Origin of the sequence: Microbispora sp. NPDC046973, from assembly GCF_040644495.1 — a bacterium.
Taxonomy (GTDB): domain Bacteria; phylum Actinomycetota; class Actinomycetes; order Streptosporangiales; family Streptosporangiaceae; genus Microbispora.
The window spans coordinates 158,340-176,254 of record NZ_JBEYWQ010000009.1 but is presented as its reverse complement, the minus strand read 5'-3'; the positions used below and the strand labels follow the sequence as shown (position 1 = coordinate 176,254).

Genomic DNA, 17,915 nt, shown 5'->3' with positions numbered 1-17,915 from the left:
TGCGTACGGCGCGTCCCCCTCAGCGCCGGGCGTGGGCCATGAGGGAGCGCAGGACGCCCACGGAGCCGGGCCGCCCGGTCAGGCGCTGCTCCACCTTCCCGCCGAGGGTCATCACCGCCGCTCCGGCCGCCCCGGCGACCAGGCCTTCCCAGAGCGCTCGCCTCATCATGACGGCTTTCTACCCGGTGGCCGGGCGGTGTCCCCGGTGGGAGCCCAGAGCTTCATGAAGACCTGCGTCGCCGGGCCGATCGTCAGGGCGAACACGACCGTGCCGATCCCGACCGTGCCGCCGAGCAGCCAGCCCACGGCGAGCACGCTGAGCTCGACGACCGTGCGAGCGAGCCGGATGGACAGGCCGAGCCGGTTGAGGCCCGTCGTCAGGCCGTCGCGCGGCCCAGGACCGAAACCCGCGTGGATGTAGAGCCCGGAGGCGGCGGCGATGGCGAGGATGCCGCCCAGGAGGAAGGCCCACTGGACCGGCCAGGCAGCGGGCGCGGGGACCAGCGCCATCACCCCGTCGGCGCTGGTGCCGACCACCAGGACGTTGCTGATCGTGCCGAGGCCGGGCCGTTGCCGCAGGGGGATCCACAGCAGCAGCACCAGCGCGCCCACCAGGTTGATGCACATGCCGATCGACCATCCGGTGCGCAGCGACATGCCCTGGTGGAAGACCTCCCAGGGGTCGAGGCCCAGCCGGGACCTGACGAGCAGGGCGATCCCGGCGCCGTACAGCGCCAGGCCGGTGTAGAGGCGGATGAGCCGCAGGGGGAGCGAACGGGGGCGGGGAAGGGACAGTTCGGTCATAGTCGGCCCATCGTGCAGGCCGGCCGGGTTGCGGGAAAAGAGCCAATCAGAGAAATTGGCCTTCATGGATCGGTATCTCAGCGCTCCCCAGCTCGCGCGGCTCGTCCGGGGCGGCACGGGGAAGGCCGCCGGGAAGAGCGCTGGACACGGTGCGGGAGGCACGCCGGACGCCCGGCCCTACTACCGGGCGCTCGCCGAGGCCGTGCGCGGCCTGGTCCTCGACGGGCGGCTCGCCGTGGGGGTGCGCCTGCCGGCCGAGCGGCACCTGGCCGAGGCCCTCGGCGTGAGCCGCACCACCGTGACCGCGGCGTACGACCGGCTGCGCGAGCAGGGCTACCTGGAGAGCAGGCAGGGATCGGGCAGCCGCGCGGCCCTGCCCGACGCGGGCGCGCTCGGGACCGACAACCCGTGGCTGGCGTCCGACGACGACGGGCTGCTGCCGCTGCACGCTGCCGCGCCCCCGGCGACCGCCCTGCTCGGCGGGGCCATCGAGGAGGCGGGCCTGGCCTACCACCGGTACGCGCTGGGCATGGGCTACCACCCGGCCGGGCTCGCGCCGCTGCGTGAGGCGATCGCCCGCAGGTACGGCGAGCGGGGGCTGCCGACCCGGCCGGAGCAGATCCTCGTCACCGCCGGAGCCCAGCAGGCCATCCATCTGCTGATGTCGGCGTTCGCCGGGCGGGGCGACCCGGTGCTGGTCGAGTCGCCGACCTACCCGCACGCGATCGACGCGGCCCGGATGCGGGGAGCCCGCCTGGTGCCGGTCGGCGTCCAGGAGGATGGGTGGCACCTCGACCTGGTGAGCTGCGCGATGCGCCAGTCGGCGGCCCGCCTGGCCTACGTCATCCCCGACTTCCAGAACCCGACCGGCCACCTGCTGTCCGACGCCGGCCGCGCCGAACTGGTGGAGGCGGCCCGCCGGTACGGCGTCACGCTGATCGCCGACGAGAGCTGGGTGGAGATCGCGCTGGACGAGACGGCCCGTGCGACGCCGCTGGCCGCGTTCGACACCGACGGCCGGGTGATCAGCGTGGGCTCGGCCTCGAAGCTGTGGTGGGGCGGCCTGCGGGTCGGCTGGATCCGGGCGAGCGCCGCGACCGTCCGCCGCCTGGCCGTGCTGCGCGCCGCCGTGGACATCGCGGGCGCGGTCTTCGAGCAGCTCGTGGTGGCGCGCCTGTTCGACCGGATCGAGGAGGCGCGCGCCGAGCGCCGCCGTGCGCTCGGCGCGTCGTGCGCGGCGCTCGCCGCGGTCCTGCGCGAGGAGCTGCCCGGCTGGGCGTTCACGGCGCCGCGCGGCGGCGGCTCGCTGTGGGTGCGGCTCGACGGGCCGGTGGCGAGCTCGGTCGCCGAGGCCGCCGCCGCCCGGGGCGTACGGCTGGCTCCGGGACCGTGGTTCGGCGTGGACGGCACGCTGGAGCGCTACCTGCGGCTGCCGTTCACCCAGCCGCCGGCCGTGATGGAGGAGGCGGTGCGCCGCATCGCCCGCGACCCCGCCGGCTATCGCCCGTGCGAGCCGCTCACGCCGACCCTGTGAGCCGCCCCTGTGAGCGGCGTGTTCAGCCGGCCGCGGGCACCGACGGCACGGGGTGCTCGGCCATCAGCGTGCGGAGCCTGCGGACGAACAGCAGCATGACGAGCCCCGCCGCGATCGCGGCGAGCGCGAGGACGAGGTAGTACACGGGCATCGGCACGACCTTGGTCAGCCGGTAGGCCTGGCCGCCGACGGAGTCGCCGAGGGCCATGGACAGGAACCACAGGCCCATGAGCTGGTTCTCGAACGCCCGGGGGGCGAGCTTGTTGGTGACCGACAGCCCGGCCGGGCTGAGGAACAGCTCGCCGACGGTCTGGATGAGGTAGACCGACAGCAGCCACATGATCGAGACCTTCACCCCGCCGGAGGCGACGCCGGCCGCGACCGACATGACGACGAAGCTGAGCCCGACGATCACCAGGCCGACCGCGAACTTGAGCGGCGTGCTGATCCGGGTGCCCGCCCTGAGGAACATCTCGGCGAAGAGGGGGGCGACGATGATGATCGCGAGCGAGTTGACGTTGCCCACCCAGCCCGGGGGAATCGTGAAGCCGAGCACGTTCAGGTCGGTGTCGTTCTTCGCGAACAGCAGCAGTGCGCTGCCGGCCTGGTCGTAGACGAGCCAGAAGATCGCGGCGGCCAGGAACAGCCACACGTACGCGAACAGCCCGGTCCGCTCCTCCGCGGTGACCTCCCGTGAGGAGAACAGGAAGGCGAAGTAGGCGACCGGCACGGCCGCCGTCACGACCGTGAGCACGAGGGCGAAGCGGTCCACGGTCAGCGTGCCGCTGAGCGCCCACAGGGCCAGCGCGCCCGCGCCGACGGCGAGCGAGACACCCGCGACGACCTTGAAGCGCCGCTCCTCGTCCGGTGTCAGCCGGTGGTCCGGCTCCTCGCCCGCGCCGCACAGCGTGGCCCGGCCCCGCACGTACTGGGTCAGGCCGATGGCCATGCCGAGCGCCGCCGCGCCGAAGGCCAGGTGCCAGCGGCCGCCCGTCTGGAGCCAGGGCACGACCATGATGCCGAGGAAGGCGCCCAGGTTGATGCCCATGTAGAAGATCGTGTAGCCGGAGTCGCGCCGGGCGTCGTCCTCGTGCCGGTACAGCTCGCCCACCAGCGCCGACATGTTCGGCTTGAGCAGCCCGCTGCCCAGCGCGATCAGCACGAGGCCGAGCCAGACGAACCCGCCGCCCATGGGCATCGCCATGCTGACGTGGCCGCCCATGATGACCAGGGCGCCGCACAGCACGGTCCTGCGCGCCCCGAGCAGCCGGTCGGCGAGCCAGCCGCCCGCGAGGGCGAGCAGGTAGACCGAGGCGATGTAGACGCCGTAGATGCCGACCGCGGTCGTCTCGGGCAGGCCCATGCCGCCGCGCGCGACCGGCGCGGTCAGGAACAGCACGAGGACGGCGCGCATGCCGTAGTAGCTGAAGCGCTCCCACATCTCCGTGCCGAACAGCGTGGCCAGCCCCCGTGGATGGCCGAAGAACGTCCGCTCGGCCATCGGCGGACCAGATCTTCCGGATGCCATGCGATCCCCCCGATCACGCATCATCCCGTGTACCTTACCTGCCTTTATGTCTTGTTTGTCCGATTGTGATGCCCGGCTATAGCACAGCCCGCCCCGCTTCTCACCGCCGGGGTCTTGTCCGTGGTGATCTCGTGTGGTGCGATGCATGCCACGCGTGCGAGATGCCCGTTGGGAGGCGCGATGACCGGCGTGCTTGAGGAACGGGCCGCGATCGAGCGGGAGATCGCGGGCAGGACGGTGTGCGGGCAGCTCAGGTGGGCCGCGCAGGAGCATCCGGACTCGCCGGCCTACTCCGATCCCGACGGTGACGGCTGGACGACCCTGACCTACGGCGAGGCGCGGAGGAGGGTGCTGCAGATCGCCGCGGGCTACGCCGCGCTGGGCCTGCGGCCGGGCGATGCCGTCGCGCTGATGCTGGTGAACCGCAGCGAGCACGTGCTGGCCGACCTCGGGGCCGTCCACGCGGGCGCCGTCCCCTGCTCGATCTACGCGACCTTCGCCCCCGAGCAGGTCGCGTACGTCGCCCGGGACGTCGGGGCGCGGATCGCGGTGCTCGGCGGCCCGGCCGACCTGGCCCGCTGGGAGCCGATCCTCGGCGAGCTGCCCGCGCTGACGAGGATCGTCATGCTGGAGGGCGCCCCCGAAGGCGACGAGCGCTTCCTGAGCTGGGAGGCGTTCCTGAAGCTCGGCGCCGACGCGCTGGCCGCCGACCCGGCCGCGGTGGACGCGCGCTGGCGCGCGGTCACCCCGGAGGACACGCTGGCCGTCCTCTACACCTCGGGGACGACGGGCAACCCCAAGGGCGTCCCGCTGACGCACGCCAACGTGCTGTTCGAGATCGCCACGACCCAGCGGATGATCGACCTGCCCGCCCACGGCACGCAGATCTCCTACCTCACCTACGCCCACATCGCCGAGCGGGTGCTCAGCCTGTATCTGCCGCTGGTCAAGGTCAACCACGTCTACTTCTGCACGGACATGGCGAACCTCGGCGCCACGCTCGGCCGGGTGCGCCCGGTGTTGTTCTTCGGCGTCCCCCGCGTCTGGGAGAAGATGATGGCCCGGCTGCAGGCGCTGCTGACCGCCCAGCCGCCCGAGCAGCAGGAGAACGTGCGCGCGGCGATGGCCGCCGGGCTCGCGTACGTCGAGGGGCTGCAGCACGGCCACACCGTCACGCCCGAGGTGCGGGAGGCGTACGAGCGGGCCGACGCCGCGCTGCTGTCGGTCGTCCGCGGCCTGATCGGGCTCGACCAGGCCCGCTGGTGCGCCACCGCCGCCGCGCCGATGCCCGTCGAGGTGCAGCGGTTCTTCGCCGGGCTCGGCCTGAAGGTCATCGACGTGTACGGCATGACCGAGACGACCGGCGCCTTCACCGTCAACTCGCCGGACGTCTTCAAGCTCGGCACGGTGGGCCGGGCCGAGCCGGGCGTCGAGGTGCGGATCGCCGAGGACGGCGAGATCCTCACCCGCAGCCCGCTCAACACCCGGGGCTACCTCGGCCTGCCCGAGGCGACCGCCGAGCTCCTCGACGACGACGGCTGGCTGCACACGGGCGACGTGGGGTCGATCGACGAGGACGGCTTCGTCCGCATCGTCGACCGCAAGAAGGAGCTGTTCATCACCTCGGGCGGGGAGAACGTCTCGCCGGCGGCCATCGAGGGCCACCTGAAGGAGCATCCGCTCATCGGGCAGGCCCTCGCGTACGGGGACCGCCGGCCGTACCCCGTCGCGATCCTCACCCTCGACGGCGAGGTGGCCCCCGAGTGGGCGCGGGCGCGCGGCATCGCCTTCGGCTCCCTGGCCGACCTCGCCGCGCACCCGGACGTGCTCAAGGAGGTCGAGGCGGCGGTCGAGTCCGCCAACCGCAAGCTCGCCCGGGTGCAGCAGGTCAAGCGGTGGCGGCTGCTGCCCGCCGAGTGGACGGCAGAGACCGCGGAGCTCACCCCCAGCCTGAAGCTCAAGCGCCGGGTCGTCCACGCCAGGTACGCCGAGGTGATCGAGGAGCTGTACGGGACCGGCTGATCGCGAGGCGGCTGCTTTCCCCGTGCCGAGTTCCCCTGCCGAATCTTTACCCGGCGAGGAGTGTGTCGGGGGCGGGACGGCCCGCGGGCCTGCGTACGGTCACGGGGCATGATGAGACCTCTGCTCGCGACGCTGGTCCTCGCGACCGCGACGACGGCGGCGGCGGCCGCGCCGGCCCCCGCCTCCGGCGACCTGGCCATCCGCTCGGTCGAGGTGCGCCCGTCCGACCCCGTGGTCGGCCCGAGCGGATCGGTGCGGCTGGTCGTCGACGTGGTGGCGCGCGGCGCGGACCGCGTCTCCGTCGTCCTGGAGCCCGGCCGCGCCCCCTCGGAAGGCGACGAGCCCGGAGGGGAGCCCGAGCCGGACGCGACCCCCTCGCCGCCGTCCGGAGACGCCGTGCCCGTGCCGTCCGTCTCCCCTGATCCGGTGGTCCCCCCGGGCGCCGCCGTGCCCGCGGCCGTGCCGCTGCCGGGGCTGGGCGGGCTGGCGTCCGCCGCGATGCCCGGCGTGGTGGGCGCGTCGCGCGACGGCGGACCGGCCCGCCGGATCGCGTCCGGCGAGTGGGAGACCTGGCGGTTCCTCCCGGACAAGCCGCTGTCGCGGTGGTATCCGAGCGGCCCGTGGACGGTCACCGCGACCGCGGTGAACGCGCGGGGCGAGCGCGCCGTCGCCCGGGTGGGGTTCAACCTGCGGCGGGCGACCGAGATCGAGGGGCTCAAGGTGGTGCGCGACGGAGAGGGCGTGCGCGTCACCGGGACGCTGATGCGGGTGGACCCGGTCGGGAAGGTCGACTACCGGCCCTTCCCTGGGCAGCGGGTCAGGATCTGCTTCCGCCCCGCCGGGTCGTCCCGGTGGAAGACCGTGGGGGAGGCGGTCACCCGCAGGGACGGCTGGTTCACCGCGCGGGTCCGCGCGGACGGCGAGGGCGCATGGCGCGCCGAATATGCAGGTACGTCCCGCTATGCCGCCGACGCCAGCCCACAACGAGAGGCGTGAACACGCCGTTATTACCGAAAAGGAATAAAACAGACATTAAGGACAGTTATCGTTTTGTGATCTGATTTCAGAAGGAGACCGGCAACTTTTCTTTCCCTTGTGACGTCTATGACGTAGGCGCGCCCCAAACCGGGGGCGCGTTCCTTGACGGGGAGAGGAACACCCTCATGGTGAAACGAGCTGCTACCACCCTGGTAGCGGTCGCCATGGGCGCCACGGCGCTCGCGACTGCGCCCGCGTACGCGGACCCTGTCGCGCCCACGTCGTCGCCCACGCCGAGCCCCACCACCGCTGGGGCCGACTTCCACAAGCCGTACACGCCCGACCCGCGCATCGTGTCCGTCGACGTCGACCCCGACGTGGTCGTGGTGAGCAAGGGCCGGTCCGCCCGGGTCACCGCCTGGGTCACGACCAAGGACGTCCAGAGCGTGGACATCGACCTGTGGGCCCCGTGGGGCCACGGCGACCACGGCGGCGACCACTGGTTCGGCAAGCGGAAGGGCGGCCACGACGACGGTCCGAAGTTCGACCGCGCCTCGCGGTCGTGGAGCTTCGACTGGAGCGACCGGGCGGGCACCTACCGGGTGCACGTCGAGGCGATCGGGCTCGACGGCAAGAAGTACACCGAGGATCGCTCCTTCACGGTGAAGCGCAGGGAGTGGCACCCGCCGCGTCCGACGGGTCCCAAGGCGACCCGCATCGCCGGCTTCGACGCCACGCCCGAGCCGGTCCGCAAGGGCCGCTCGCTCACCCTCAAGGGCACGCTGCAGGTCGCGCAGTGCTGGGGTGACTGGTACTACGACGACTGGGACAACTTCTCCGGCCGTCGCGGCGGCGACCGCTACTGCTTCGACAGCCGTGACTACTGGAACGACTGGCACTGGCTGGGCTCGCAGGACCTGAAGGTCTACTTCCAGCCCTCGGGCTCCCACAGGTGGCAGTACGTGGACACGATCGAGACCGACGGCGACGGCGACTTCGCCGCCAAGGTCCGGGCCTGGCGGTCCGGCACCTGGGCGGTGCGGTTCGACGGCACCGGCCGGCTCAAGGGTTCCGAGGCGACCGACTACGTGAAGGTCTGGCACCGCTGGTAGACCCCACCGCGACGCCCGGCTCCCAACGGGGGCCGGGCGTCCGGCTTTTTCTCTGACGCGGTTTCTGATTAAAGGTGACAGTTGGGGTAGAGAGGTCACGGCATGCGCGCGGAACCTGCATAGTGAGTGAAGCGCCGCGGTCACCAACGGCGAGCATCCGCTCGCACCGCGTGTAGGGGGTCTGGGTTGATCCGACTGATGCTCGCCGAGGACATGCACCTCATCCGTAAGGCGCTGGTCGCTCTGCTGTCGAGCGAGGACGACCTCGAGGTGGTGGCCGAGGCGGACAAGGGCGAGGACATCGTCCGGCTCGGCTGCCTGCGGCGCCCCGACGTCGCGGTGCTCGACATCGGGATGCCCGGTGTCGACGGCCTCACCGCGGCGGCCGAGCTGCACCGCCGATTACCCTCCTGCAGGACCGTCGTCCTCACCGGGCTCGGAACGCCCATGGCGCTGCGCAAGGCGCTGGACGCCAACGTGCGCGGCTTCGTCGTGAAGGACGCCTCGCCGGGCCACCTCGTGGACTGCATCCGCCGTGTGGCGAAGGGGGAGCGGGTCATCGACCCCGAGCTCGCGGTGGCCGCGCTCGACGCCGACAGCAACCCGCTGACCGCCCGCGAGCTCGACGTCCTGGAGACCGCGGCCGGCGGCGCCACCGTCGGCGAGATCGCCGACCGCCTGTCGTTGTCGCGGGGCACGGTCCGCAACTACCTGTCCCGCATCCTCACCAAGGTCGGCGCCCGCTCACGCGTCGAGGCGATCCAGATCGCCTCCGAGTGCGGCTGGCTGTGGCCCACGGCCGGCCGCGACATCGGCATCCTGCGCTACCGTCCCCGCCGCTAGCCTCTCCGGGCCCTCCCAGTGGCCCACCAGGTCGGCGTACAGCGGTGAGGAGGCCACCATCTCCTCGTGCGTGCCGAGCAGGACGCGGGTGCCGTCCATGACGAGCACCCGCCGGGCCCGCAGGGCCGAGGAGATCCGGTGCGCCACGACGACCACCGTGCCCCCGCGCGCCGCGAAGGCCGCCTCCGCCCGCGCCTCCGCCGCGGGGTCGAGATGGCAGGTCGCCTCGTCGAGCACGACCAGCCGGGCGGGGGACAGGTAGGTCCTGGCCAGCGCGACGAGCTGCCGCTCGCCCGCGGACAGCTCGGCCGGGTCGAGCGGGCCGCCCGCGGTGCGCTGCGCGAGCTCCGCCAGCCCGAACGCCGCCACCGCCTCGTCCACCCGCTCGGGAGGCGTCCCCGGCGCGAGGTACGTCAGGTTCTCCGCCAGCGTGCCGGGGAAGACGTACGCCTCCTGGGGGATCAGCGCGCGGGCGGCCGGGTGGACCCGCGCGGCCGGGACGCCGCCGACCAGGACCTCGCCGTCGTCCGGGGTCAGCAGCCCGGCGACGAGCGCGGCCAGCGTGGACTTGCCGATCCCGCTCGGGCCGACGACGGCCAGGTGGTCGCCCTCGGGCACGTCGAGGTCGAGGCCGTCGATCACCGGCTCGGGGGCCTTCTGCCCGGGCGTGCCGTAGGCGAAGCGCACCCCGCGCAGCTCCAGCCGGACCCCGCCGGGCCGGCGGTCGCCGTGCGGCACGGGCGGGCCGGGCGCGTGCAGGATGCGCTCGAGCGTGACGGCCAGGCGGACGCCGCTGACGCCGAGGCCCTGGACCAGGCCGCCGAGCGCGGGGGAGAGCGACTGCATCACGTAGGTCAGCGAGCCGAGGATCACCCCGCCGGTGACCCCCTGGCGCACCAGCCAGGGCGCGCCCGCCAGCAGCAGCACCACCGGCAGCCACGCGCCCACGGCCAGCGTCAGCGTCCTCGACGCCGTCACCCGGGCCAGCGCCCGCGCGGCCCTCGCCTGCCGGGAGACCTCCCGCCCGACGCTCGCCGCGACGCGCTCCTCGCCGCCGCAGGCGGTCACGTCGCGCAGGCCGCCCGCCATCGCGGCCACCGCGGCGGCCGTGCGCTCGTCGGCGACGATGAACTCGCGCTGACGCCGGGCCAGGGCGGGCAGGGAGACGAGGAACAGGCCGAGGCCCAGGGCCACCGGCGCCAGCACGAGCGGGACGACCTGCGGGGCCAGGGTCGTCAGCCCCACCGCCACACTCGCCAGCGTGAACACGAAGGTCCTGACCACCGTGATGATCGCGCCGAAGGCGTCCCTCGCCAGCTCGACCTGGTGGTTCATCCGGGCGACGGCCGCGCTGTCGCCGCCCCGCCCGGCCCGCAGCGCCCCGGTCACCACGCGCTCCAGCAGGTCGTCCCGGAACGGCTCGACGATCCCGGCGATGAGCAGCAGCACCTGCCGGGCGGCCACCGCGGCCACCCCCCACGCGGCGGCGAGCACGCCCAGCCACATCAGGCCGGCGCCGGGCCGTCCCGCGGCGAAGCCGTCGTCCACGGCCCGCGCGATCGCGTACCCGCCGGTCAGCGCGGGCAGGGCCTCCGCCACCGACCAGCAGGCCAGCCACACCAGCCGGGAGGGTTCGCGCCGCAGCGCGCCCGCGACCACCCGCCCGGCGGCCGCTCCCCGCCGCCCCGCGCCGGGCGCCCGGCCCTTCACGAAGCCTCCTCGGCGCGGAAGACCGCGCGGTAGCCGGGATCGTCCCACAGCCCCTCGTGCGTGCCGGTCGCGCGGATCCGCCCGTTCTCCAGCCACACGACCTGGTCGGCCTGCGCCGCCGTCGTCACGCGATGGGCCACCACCAGCCGGGTGCGGTCGGACAGGCTCCCGGTGAGCGCCTGCCCGACCTGCCGCTCGGTCACCGTGTCCAGGCTCGACATGGCGTCGTCGAGGATCAGCAGCCGGCCGGCCTGGGCGAACGCGCGGGCCAGGCCGACCCGCTGGATCTCGCCCCCGGACATCGGCGCCTCGCCGACCGGGGTGGCGTACGCGAGCGGCAGCCGCCGGATGAAGGCGTCGGCGCGGGCGGCGGCCGCGGCCGCCCGCACCCTTTCTCCGCTCCGCTCGCCGGTGTCGTCCCGTGCGCCGAGGCCGAAGGCGACGGCCTCGCCCAGTGTCTCGCCGAACAGCGCGGGCCGCTCGAACGCGTACCCCACCGCGCGGCGCAGCGGCTCCCGGGCGATCTCGCGCAGGGGCACGCCGTCCAGCAGGACCGCGCCGCGTTCGGGATCGACGAGGCGGCCGGCGACGGCGGCCAGCGACGACTTGCCCGAGCCCGAGCGGCCCACCACGGCCGTGCACGTGCCGCCGGGCACGACCAGGCTGACACCGCTCAGCAGCCGCGCGCCGTCGGCCCGCACGGTCACGTCGCGCAGTTCCAAGGTCCCCGGGCCCGGCGGCAGCGGCCGGTCCCCGTACGTCGGGGGCGGCACGGCGAACAGCTGCTCCAGGCGCCGGGCGGCCGACCGGGCGCGGGCGATGCGCGCCGCGTACCCGAGCGCCGACCCCAGGCCCGCCCCGAGCACGACGTAGCGGGCGGCGGCGAGCAGCTCTCCGACGGTGAGGCCGCCGGCCGACAGGCGCAGACCGCCGACGCCGAGCACGGCGATCTCCAGGAGCGGGACGACGACGGCGGCCTGGACGCCGGCCCGCGCCTGCAGCCGCCACAGCGCCAGGCCGTGGGCGCGCAGGCGGGGGAGCGGGGCGAGCACGCGCGCGGCCTCCCGCTCCTCGGTTCCCGCCGCGGTGATGGTGCGGGCCCCGGCGAGCGCGCCCACCAGCATGCCCGCGATGTCCCCCTGGGCCTGCTGGTAGCCGCCGGAGGCGGCCGTGGTCCTGCGCATGAACGCGCGCAGCACGGCGACGATCAGGAGCAGACCGGCGACCAGCGTGACCGCGAGCCACGGGTCGATCAGCGCGAGCGCGACGACGCTGCCGGCCGCCGGAACGATCAGGGTGGCGGCGGTGACCACCGCCTCGGGGGTGCGCCCGGCCTCCTCCACGTTCACCCCGGCGCGGGTGACGATCTCACCCGGCGTGAAGTGGCGGGTCATGCCGGCGCCGACGGCCAGGGTGTGGGCCACCACCCGGGAGCGCAGCCACTGCGCGGCCCGCGCCCCGCTCACCCCGGCGGCGAGCACGCCCAGCGCGTCGCACGCGACGACCAGCGCGACCAGCAGCGCGGCGGTCGCGAGCGGGCCGGTGATCCCGGAACCGGCCTCGGCCCCGGCCCCCGCCTGGGGCCGCACCACGGCGTCGACGGCGCGGCCGAGCGCCGCCGGGATCAGCAGGTCGGCCGCGGCGCCCAGCAGCGCCGTCGCCGTCAGCACCGCGAGCCACGGGCCGCCGCGCCGTACGGCCCGTGCGATCAGCAGGTCCGCCGGACGAGAGCTCACCGGATCCTCCAGAGATGAAAGGCCGGACGGGTACGGGGGACAGGGGCGGCCGGGGCCGGAAACGCGGAAGCCTGGGCGGCCGCGACGACCGCCCAGGACTCCGGTTCACGTGCTATCAGCCGCAGATGATGCTCAGGCTGCTGTTCTCGTGCGGGGTGCAGCCCAGCAGCGACAGGTTGCTGCCGGTGCTGCCGCCGCCGCCGGTGGGAAGCTCGAGGGTCTGCAGGTCGAGAAGCGCCATTTCGATCATCTCCTTGTATGAGTGCCGTCAGCCGCGGATGAGGCTGAAGTTCGTGTTCACCGAAGGGACCGTCAGCCGCAGATGAGGCTGAGGCTGCTGTTCTCGTGCGGGGTGCACCCGAGCAGGCTCAGGTTGCTGCCGCCGCCGTCGTGGCCACCGGGGGCCTCGAGGGTCTGCAGGTCGAGGAGCGCCATTGTGCGTTCACCTCCTTCCGGGGCTGGTCGGGACGTTCGACCCGGCGGCGGTGCGCAGGGGCCCCTGCGCCTGGGACCGTCCGGGGGGCTCGAGGAACGGGAGGTGGACCGGCTCGTCGTGCAGCGCGGTGCCGAGCGCGAGCAGCACGCCGGCGCTCCCGGTGGCGAGGTCCATGGACAGGCGGAGCAACTGGGCTCCGGGGAATGCCAGCCCGCCCTGGTAGGGAAGCTCGTGCCAGGCCAGCCGGGCGATCTGCGCCGCGGCGGCCTCGGGGTCGGGGCGGGAGCCGGACGACAGGCAGGCGATCATGCCGGCCCGGCCCGCGAACAGCCCCGACTGGACGTAGTAGTGCAGGGTCGTGACCGGCCGGATGGCCTCCAGCGACTCGGCGAAGGTCTCGTCGTGCCGGTGGGTCAGGTAGCGGTCCAGCACCAGGCCGATGCCGGCCGACCCCTCGTCGAGGTAGGGATTGGTCCGCCAGCCCTGCTGCACCTGGAGCTGACCGTCCTCGCGGCCGACGCACCGGCGCAGGTCCTGGCGCAGCGCGGTGGCCGCGAGGTCGAGCAGCCCGGGGTCGCCGGTGCGCTCGTAGGCGTGCAGGAACATCAGGGCGGGTCCCGACGACCCGTACATCAGCCCCGCGTGCGGGTACTTGCCGCCGCTGATCTCGGGCACGTCGTCCGGACCGCCGAGCCGGTCGGCCACCAGCGCCACGACCCGCTCGGCCCGCTCGCGGAACTCCGGTTCGCCGGTCGCGTCGTGCAGGTGCATCAGGGCGAGGGCGATGCCCGACAGGCCGCGGTAGAGGCTCAGGTCGAGCCCTTCACGAAGCTCCCGCCCGCATCGCCGCGCCACGTCGAGTGCCTCCTCGCGGCGGCCGAGCGCCTCCAGCGCGTACGCCACGCCGTGCAGCCCGTTGTAGAAGCCGGGTCCGATGCCGGGTTCGGCGGCCTGCCTGAGCAGCCACTCCTCGTGCTCGGGGAAGCGCCCCGCCCCGGTGGCCGCCAGCGCGTACAGGACGCCGGCCGCGCCGTTGGCGAGGCTCACCCCGCCGCCGGGCTCGAACTGGACGATGTCGCCGGGGAACAGCCGGTCCTCGCGGTCCGGTGTCGCCGAGGCGACGATGGCCTTCGCCAGCGCCTCCCGGACCGCGGGCCAGCCCTCCGCGAGCCGGTCCGGCCGGGGGAGCCGGCTCGGCTCCGGTGCGGGCGGATCCTGCCCGAGGATCGTCCGTACGGCCCCCTCGATCAGCGCGGGGGGCACCGGGAACGTCTCGACGATCAGCCGGCCGAGCTGGGCGGCCTTGGGCCGGTGGAGCTGCAGCAGCATGGTGGTCATCGGGGCGAACACGCCCAGGTGCAGGCAGGCCAGCGCGTACTCGTCGGCCTCGACGCCGGCCAGCTCGCGCGGCGGCACGAAGCCGGGGTTGGCGAGCGTGGGCCGCCTTCGCTCCTCGACCGGCGAGGAGACCTCGAAGTCGATCAGGACCACACGGTCGCCCTCCACCAGGATGTTGAAGGGGTGCAGGTCGCCGAACACCACGCCGCGCTCGTGCAGCGCCGAGACCGCCGCCCGCACCTTGGCGAGCATCCCGATGGCCCACTCGGCGTAGTCCGCGTCCAGCTGCGGGGTGCGGTCGGCCCGCGTGAGGGGGTGCCTCTGGGCGACGAGCTGACTGAGCGAGGTGCCGTCGACGTACTCCTGCACCAGGAAGTGGTGCTCGCCGACAGTGAAGTAGTCGCGCAGCGCCGGCACGACGTCGAGACCGGCAAGGCGTTCCATGATCGCGGCCTCGTGCCGCAGGCGGGTGACGGCGTCGCGTCCCTCGACGTCGAGCCCGGCGTGCGGGCGGGCCTCCTTGAGCACCACCTTCTCGCCGGTGCGCCTGTCGCGCCCCAGGTAGACGCCGCCGCCGTTGGAGAAGTGCAGAACGCTGTCCACCGCGTACGGCACGCCTTCGAGCGTCACCGCGTTGCGCGCGGCCAGGTGCGGTTCGAGGAACGCCGGCAGGGTCACCCAGGAGGGCAGGGCGAACGCGGGACCGCGCACGTCGGGGACGAGGTTGCCGTCGGCGTCCTCGATCGCGAGCACCCGCTCGCCGTTGTCGTCGAGGCAGTGGCGCTCGGCGAACCCGCCGTACCGGACGAACAGGGGGCCTTCGCCGTAACGCAGGTCGCTGAGGATGTACGGGCCCTCGACGCCGTCGAGGATCTCGGCGAGCTCCTTGAGCGTCAGCTCGAGCTGGGCCTCGTCCACGGGATAGATGGTGACCAGCTTGCCGCTCGACCCGCGGAAGGCGTACTTGGAGTTCTGCATCGTCATCACGCGCCGGCCGCGCAGGAACTTGAAGGCCAGCCCGCGGGGCACGCAGTAGTCCCAGGCCGCCGCGATCACCCGCTCCGCCTCCGGCACGGAGGAGGAGATGTGGATCTTCCAGCCCTGCGTGGGCAGCTTCGCGGCGACCGGCGCGTAGTGCAGCCAGGTGTCGGTCGCGAGGTGTGCCCACCCGTCCGGTGTGGGCCGGGCGGCGATGGCGAAGTCGGGATGCTCCGCGCGCTTTGAATCGAGGGTGTCGTAGAACAAGGGATCTGCGAGGCAGTAAATCTCGTACTTACTAATCACCAGATGTCCCCTTAGGCCGGTCACATCAAAGAATTCCGGAAATAAAGAGAAGGGCCTAGTTACGCCCGTCAACTGCGCTATGTGAAATCTGCATATAACGAACCGTGACGCAGTCATGGGTCGCCGGTGATGCTGTTCACGGCCGTCTGCGGGATGCCACGTGGACTATTCGGTCAAAACGCTGGTCAAGCGCGTGGCGCCGCTGTGCCGGGCCGGCCGGGGCACTCTGCGGGGCTCTGTGCGCGGCCCTGCGCGGGGCTTTGTGGGGGGCGGCGGGCGAGGTGGGGCAGCGCGTGCGGCCGGCGGGCGCTCGGGGAGCTGCGGAGGGGACGCGCGTCGCGCCGTGGAAGCCGGGCCCACCCAGCGGGTGGGGCCCGGCCGGCGTCAGCGGCGGTCCCCGCCCTTGCGGGGGATCTCGGCGATGAGGCGGAACCAGCCGTCCGGGTCGAGGACCGTTCCCACGACGCCGTCCAGCGCCGCCGCCCGGTTGCGGAGGTTGTCGAGTCCGGTGCCGTCGCCGGGCGGCACGGCGGGGTCGACGCCGTCGTTGGCGACGGTGAGCGTCGCCACGCCGCCGCGCACGACGATCTCGATCGTGCACAGGGTCGCCCTGCTGTGACGCAGGACGTTGGTCACCGCCTCGCGCACCATGATCGCTAGCACCCCGCTGACCTCGTCGCCCAGCTCCGACTCGGTCGCCTCGACCTTGCAGTCGGTGCCGTACGCCCGGAGCACGGCCCGCGCGTTGGCCAGTTCCGAGGTGAGCGAGACGTCCCGGAAGGAGCGGGTGACGTTGCGGATGTCGGCGGACGCCTGGCGGATCGACTGCACCACGTCGGCCAGCGCCGGCCGCAGGGGGCTGTCGTCGTCCGCGAGCCGGTAGGCGAGTTCGCTGCGCAGGGTGGCCAGCCACAGCCGGCTGCTCACGAGGTCGTGCACGTCGCGGCCGAACTGCTCACGCGCTTCGGCCGCGGCCTGCCTTACGGCCTCGGCCTGCATGGTGCGCAGGCGGCGCAGGCGCATCGCGAGGACGACCAGCGCGGCGATCAGGAGCGTACCGAGCAGGGCCAGTAGAGCGAGCAGGGCGATGTGCGGCAAGTGGGGCAAGTGACGACCCTCCAGTCATCCTTGCCGTAACATCGGCCTCGCCATTCGGTACACACGCTAGATCTTTGCATACCGGTCACGAAATATGGCTACTTCATCAATCTCGAAGTAGGTTCTATTACCACCGCGTATAGAGGGCTCCGGGGGCGTCCTAAAAACGGGCGTTCATGAACTGTGAATCCGGCTGTAACAATTCGCCGGGTACGTCTTCCGGGCGGCTCCGGCGGTGCCCTCAGCGCTCAGAGGTGGTCCGGCCGAGACGAGGGCCGGTCGCCTGCCGCGAGATTGCGGTGATCGCGTGGCGACATGCCGTAGGCGGCGCGGAAGGCACGGCTGAAGGTTCCGGCGTCGGTGAAGCCCCATCGGGCGGCGATGGACTGGATGGGACGGGAACGAAGCCGGGGATCGGCGAGATCGCGGTGACACCGCTCCAGCCGGCATCGGCGGATCCACGCGGCCACGGTGACGCCCTGCTCCTGGAAAATCTTGTACAGCTGCCGGACGGAGATCTGGTGTGCCGCGGCGATCGTCTCCGGGGTGAGATCCGGGTCGCCGAGTCGCCGCCGGATGAAGTCGTGGACCGACGACAGCAGGGCCTGGCGCCGCGATTCGGGTGACAACACGGTGGTGTCCTCGAACCGGTCGGCGCAGGCGGCCGCGATCAGGTCGAGAGTGACGGCGCCCACCGCCTGCGCGTCTCGAGCCGTGAGACCGTCGGCGTTTTCCGCCAGGTGCTTCAGGTGCCCGGCCAGGACGGCGGTGATGCCGTGCCGGACGGTGAACGGTGCCGCGACGAGCCGCCCGACCATGTCGGACCGCAGGCCGAGCGCGGCCCGGGGGAACTGGACGAGCAGGGCTTCGGCCGGGTCGTCCTCGGTCCCTCGCCACCCCTGATAGGGGCGGGAGGAGTCGATGATGAGGAACTGCCCGGCATGGAGACCGGCATCCCGTCCTCCCTGTGTTATGCCGCCGGCGCCGCCGAGAAGGAGGTGCAGTTGGAAGACTTCCGGATCAGACTGCCGGACGAGCTTGGCGGGCCGGCTCACCTCCAACCTGTGGTGGCTCATCACCGAGAACTGCAAACCGCCGAGATCGAATACTCGCGCCGACGCGTCGAAGCTGGCGGGATGCTTTGTGGTCAGCCACGCGTGCACATGCGCCCGTGACATCGTGTCGTACCAGGAAGCAAACCGATCCCGAACGGCCAGGTCTTTGCTGTGCCAATCCAAAATCTTCGTCATGTGTCCTCGGCGGATCGTCGTCGCGCAGGAGATGGTCGCTTCGCCGCGAGCGGTTTCCGTCACGCATCGAGAGTGCGATGAGGCGATGCGCAGAACAAACAGCAGGATGATGGCTTGCTGACCAGGTGCAGTCAATATCGCGTGCGTGATGAGGGATTGCGCTGCGTGAGAACGGAAAACCGCTCGCGAGGGAGCGGAGGTGCGGGTCGACCGGGGTTCGCCTCCCGTGACGCTTGGGATAC

At 72.9% G+C, this 17,915-nt stretch carries 15 protein-coding genes; 5 read left to right on the top strand and 10 right to left on the bottom strand.

The genetic code is table 11. The features are described from left to right. Positions 1 to 19: 19 nt before the first annotated feature. Positions 20 to 169 carry a hypothetical protein gene (locus ABZ860_RS19255; RefSeq protein WP_357221861.1) on the bottom strand — a complete coding sequence of 50 codons (150 nt, stop codon included), beginning with the start codon at positions 167 to 169 and terminating at the stop codon, positions 20 to 22. After that, positions 166 to 804, bottom strand: coding sequence for a hypothetical protein (locus ABZ860_RS19250; RefSeq protein WP_357221859.1), 639 nt, complete (start codon positions 802 to 804; stop codon positions 166 to 168). The genes ABZ860_RS19255 and ABZ860_RS19250 overlap by 4 nt, the downstream gene beginning before the upstream one ends. Positions 805 to 868: 64 nt before the next feature. Between ABZ860_RS19250 and ABZ860_RS19245 the strand changes: the two genes are divergently transcribed. After that, positions 869 to 2,338, top strand: a complete 1,470-nt coding sequence (locus ABZ860_RS19245; protein ID WP_357221857.1) for a PLP-dependent aminotransferase family protein — start codon at positions 869 to 871, stop codon at positions 2,336 to 2,338. Positions 2,339 to 2,360: 22 nt separating this feature from the next. Here ABZ860_RS19245 and ABZ860_RS19240 read toward each other — a convergent pair whose 3' ends face one another. Beyond that, on the bottom strand, positions 2,361 to 3,839 hold the full coding sequence (locus ABZ860_RS19240; protein ID WP_357221855.1) for an oligopeptide:H+ symporter: 1,479 nt from the start codon (positions 3,837 to 3,839) through the stop codon (positions 2,361 to 2,363). A 207-nt stretch (positions 3,840 to 4,046) separates the two neighbouring features. Here ABZ860_RS19240 and ABZ860_RS19235 point away from each other — a divergent pair, with 207 nt between their 5' ends. The 4 genes from ABZ860_RS19235 (at position 4,047) to ABZ860_RS19220 (ending at position 8,821) form a co-directional block, all read left to right on the top strand. Next, the gene (locus ABZ860_RS19235; protein ID WP_357221854.1) at positions 4,047 to 5,888 is read left to right on the top strand and encodes an AMP-dependent synthetase/ligase; all 1,842 of its coding nucleotides are present in this window, start codon (positions 4,047 to 4,049) and stop codon (positions 5,886 to 5,888) included. A gap of 108 nt (positions 5,889 to 5,996) precedes the next feature. Then, positions 5,997 to 6,884 carry a hypothetical protein gene (locus ABZ860_RS19230; RefSeq protein WP_357221852.1) on the top strand — a complete coding sequence of 296 codons (888 nt, stop codon included), beginning with the start codon at positions 5,997 to 5,999 and terminating at the stop codon, positions 6,882 to 6,884. Positions 6,885 to 7,051: 167 nt separating this feature from the next. Then, the gene (locus ABZ860_RS19225) at positions 7,052 to 7,978 is read left to right on the top strand and encodes a hypothetical protein (protein WP_357221850.1); all 927 of its coding nucleotides are present in this window, start codon (positions 7,052 to 7,054) and stop codon (positions 7,976 to 7,978) included. A 186-nt stretch (positions 7,979 to 8,164) separates the two neighbouring features. Next, positions 8,165 to 8,821, top strand: coding sequence for a response regulator transcription factor (locus ABZ860_RS19220; RefSeq protein WP_357221848.1), 657 nt, complete (start codon positions 8,165 to 8,167; stop codon positions 8,819 to 8,821). Here the strand turns inward: ABZ860_RS19220 and ABZ860_RS19215 are convergent. From ABZ860_RS19215 to ABZ860_RS19185, 7 genes are all read right to left on the bottom strand, one after another. Continuing rightward, a complete protein-coding gene (locus tag ABZ860_RS19215; RefSeq protein ID WP_357221846.1) occupies positions 8,723 to 10,531 on the bottom strand; it encodes an ABC transporter ATP-binding protein in 1,809 nt (602 codons plus the stop codon). The two genes, ABZ860_RS19220 and ABZ860_RS19215, sit on opposite strands and share 99 nt — an antisense overlap. Beyond that, the gene (locus ABZ860_RS19210; protein WP_357221844.1) at positions 10,528 to 12,267 is read right to left on the bottom strand and encodes an ABC transporter ATP-binding protein; all 1,740 of its coding nucleotides are present in this window, start codon (positions 12,265 to 12,267) and stop codon (positions 10,528 to 10,530) included. The genes ABZ860_RS19215 and ABZ860_RS19210 overlap by 4 nt, the downstream gene beginning before the upstream one ends. Before the next feature lie 115 nt (positions 12,268 to 12,382). Further along, positions 12,383 to 12,517: a SapB/AmfS family lanthipeptide gene (locus ABZ860_RS19205; protein WP_357221842.1), complete on the bottom strand. Its 135-nt coding sequence runs from the start codon at positions 12,515 to 12,517 to the stop codon at positions 12,383 to 12,385. A 62-nt stretch (positions 12,518 to 12,579) separates the two neighbouring features. Next, positions 12,580 to 12,702, bottom strand: a complete 123-nt coding sequence (locus tag ABZ860_RS19200; RefSeq protein ID WP_357221840.1) for a SapB/AmfS family lanthipeptide — start codon at positions 12,700 to 12,702, stop codon at positions 12,580 to 12,582. 7 nt (positions 12,703 to 12,709) lie between these two features. Continuing rightward, positions 12,710 to 15,325 carry a class III lanthionine synthetase LanKC gene (lanKC, locus tag ABZ860_RS19195; RefSeq protein WP_357221838.1) on the bottom strand — a complete coding sequence of 872 codons (2,616 nt, stop codon included), beginning with the start codon at positions 15,323 to 15,325 and terminating at the stop codon, positions 12,710 to 12,712. 384 nt (positions 15,326 to 15,709) lie between these two features. Next, entirely contained in the window at positions 15,710 to 16,432 is a 723-nt protein-coding gene (locus ABZ860_RS19190) for a histidine kinase (protein ID WP_357221835.1), read from the bottom strand. Between the two features lie 239 nt (positions 16,433 to 16,671). Beyond that, positions 16,672 to 17,736 carry a helix-turn-helix domain-containing protein gene (locus ABZ860_RS19185; RefSeq protein WP_357221834.1) on the bottom strand — a complete coding sequence of 355 codons (1,065 nt, stop codon included), beginning with the start codon at positions 17,734 to 17,736 and terminating at the stop codon, positions 16,672 to 16,674. Positions 17,737 to 17,915 lie beyond the last annotated feature (179 nt).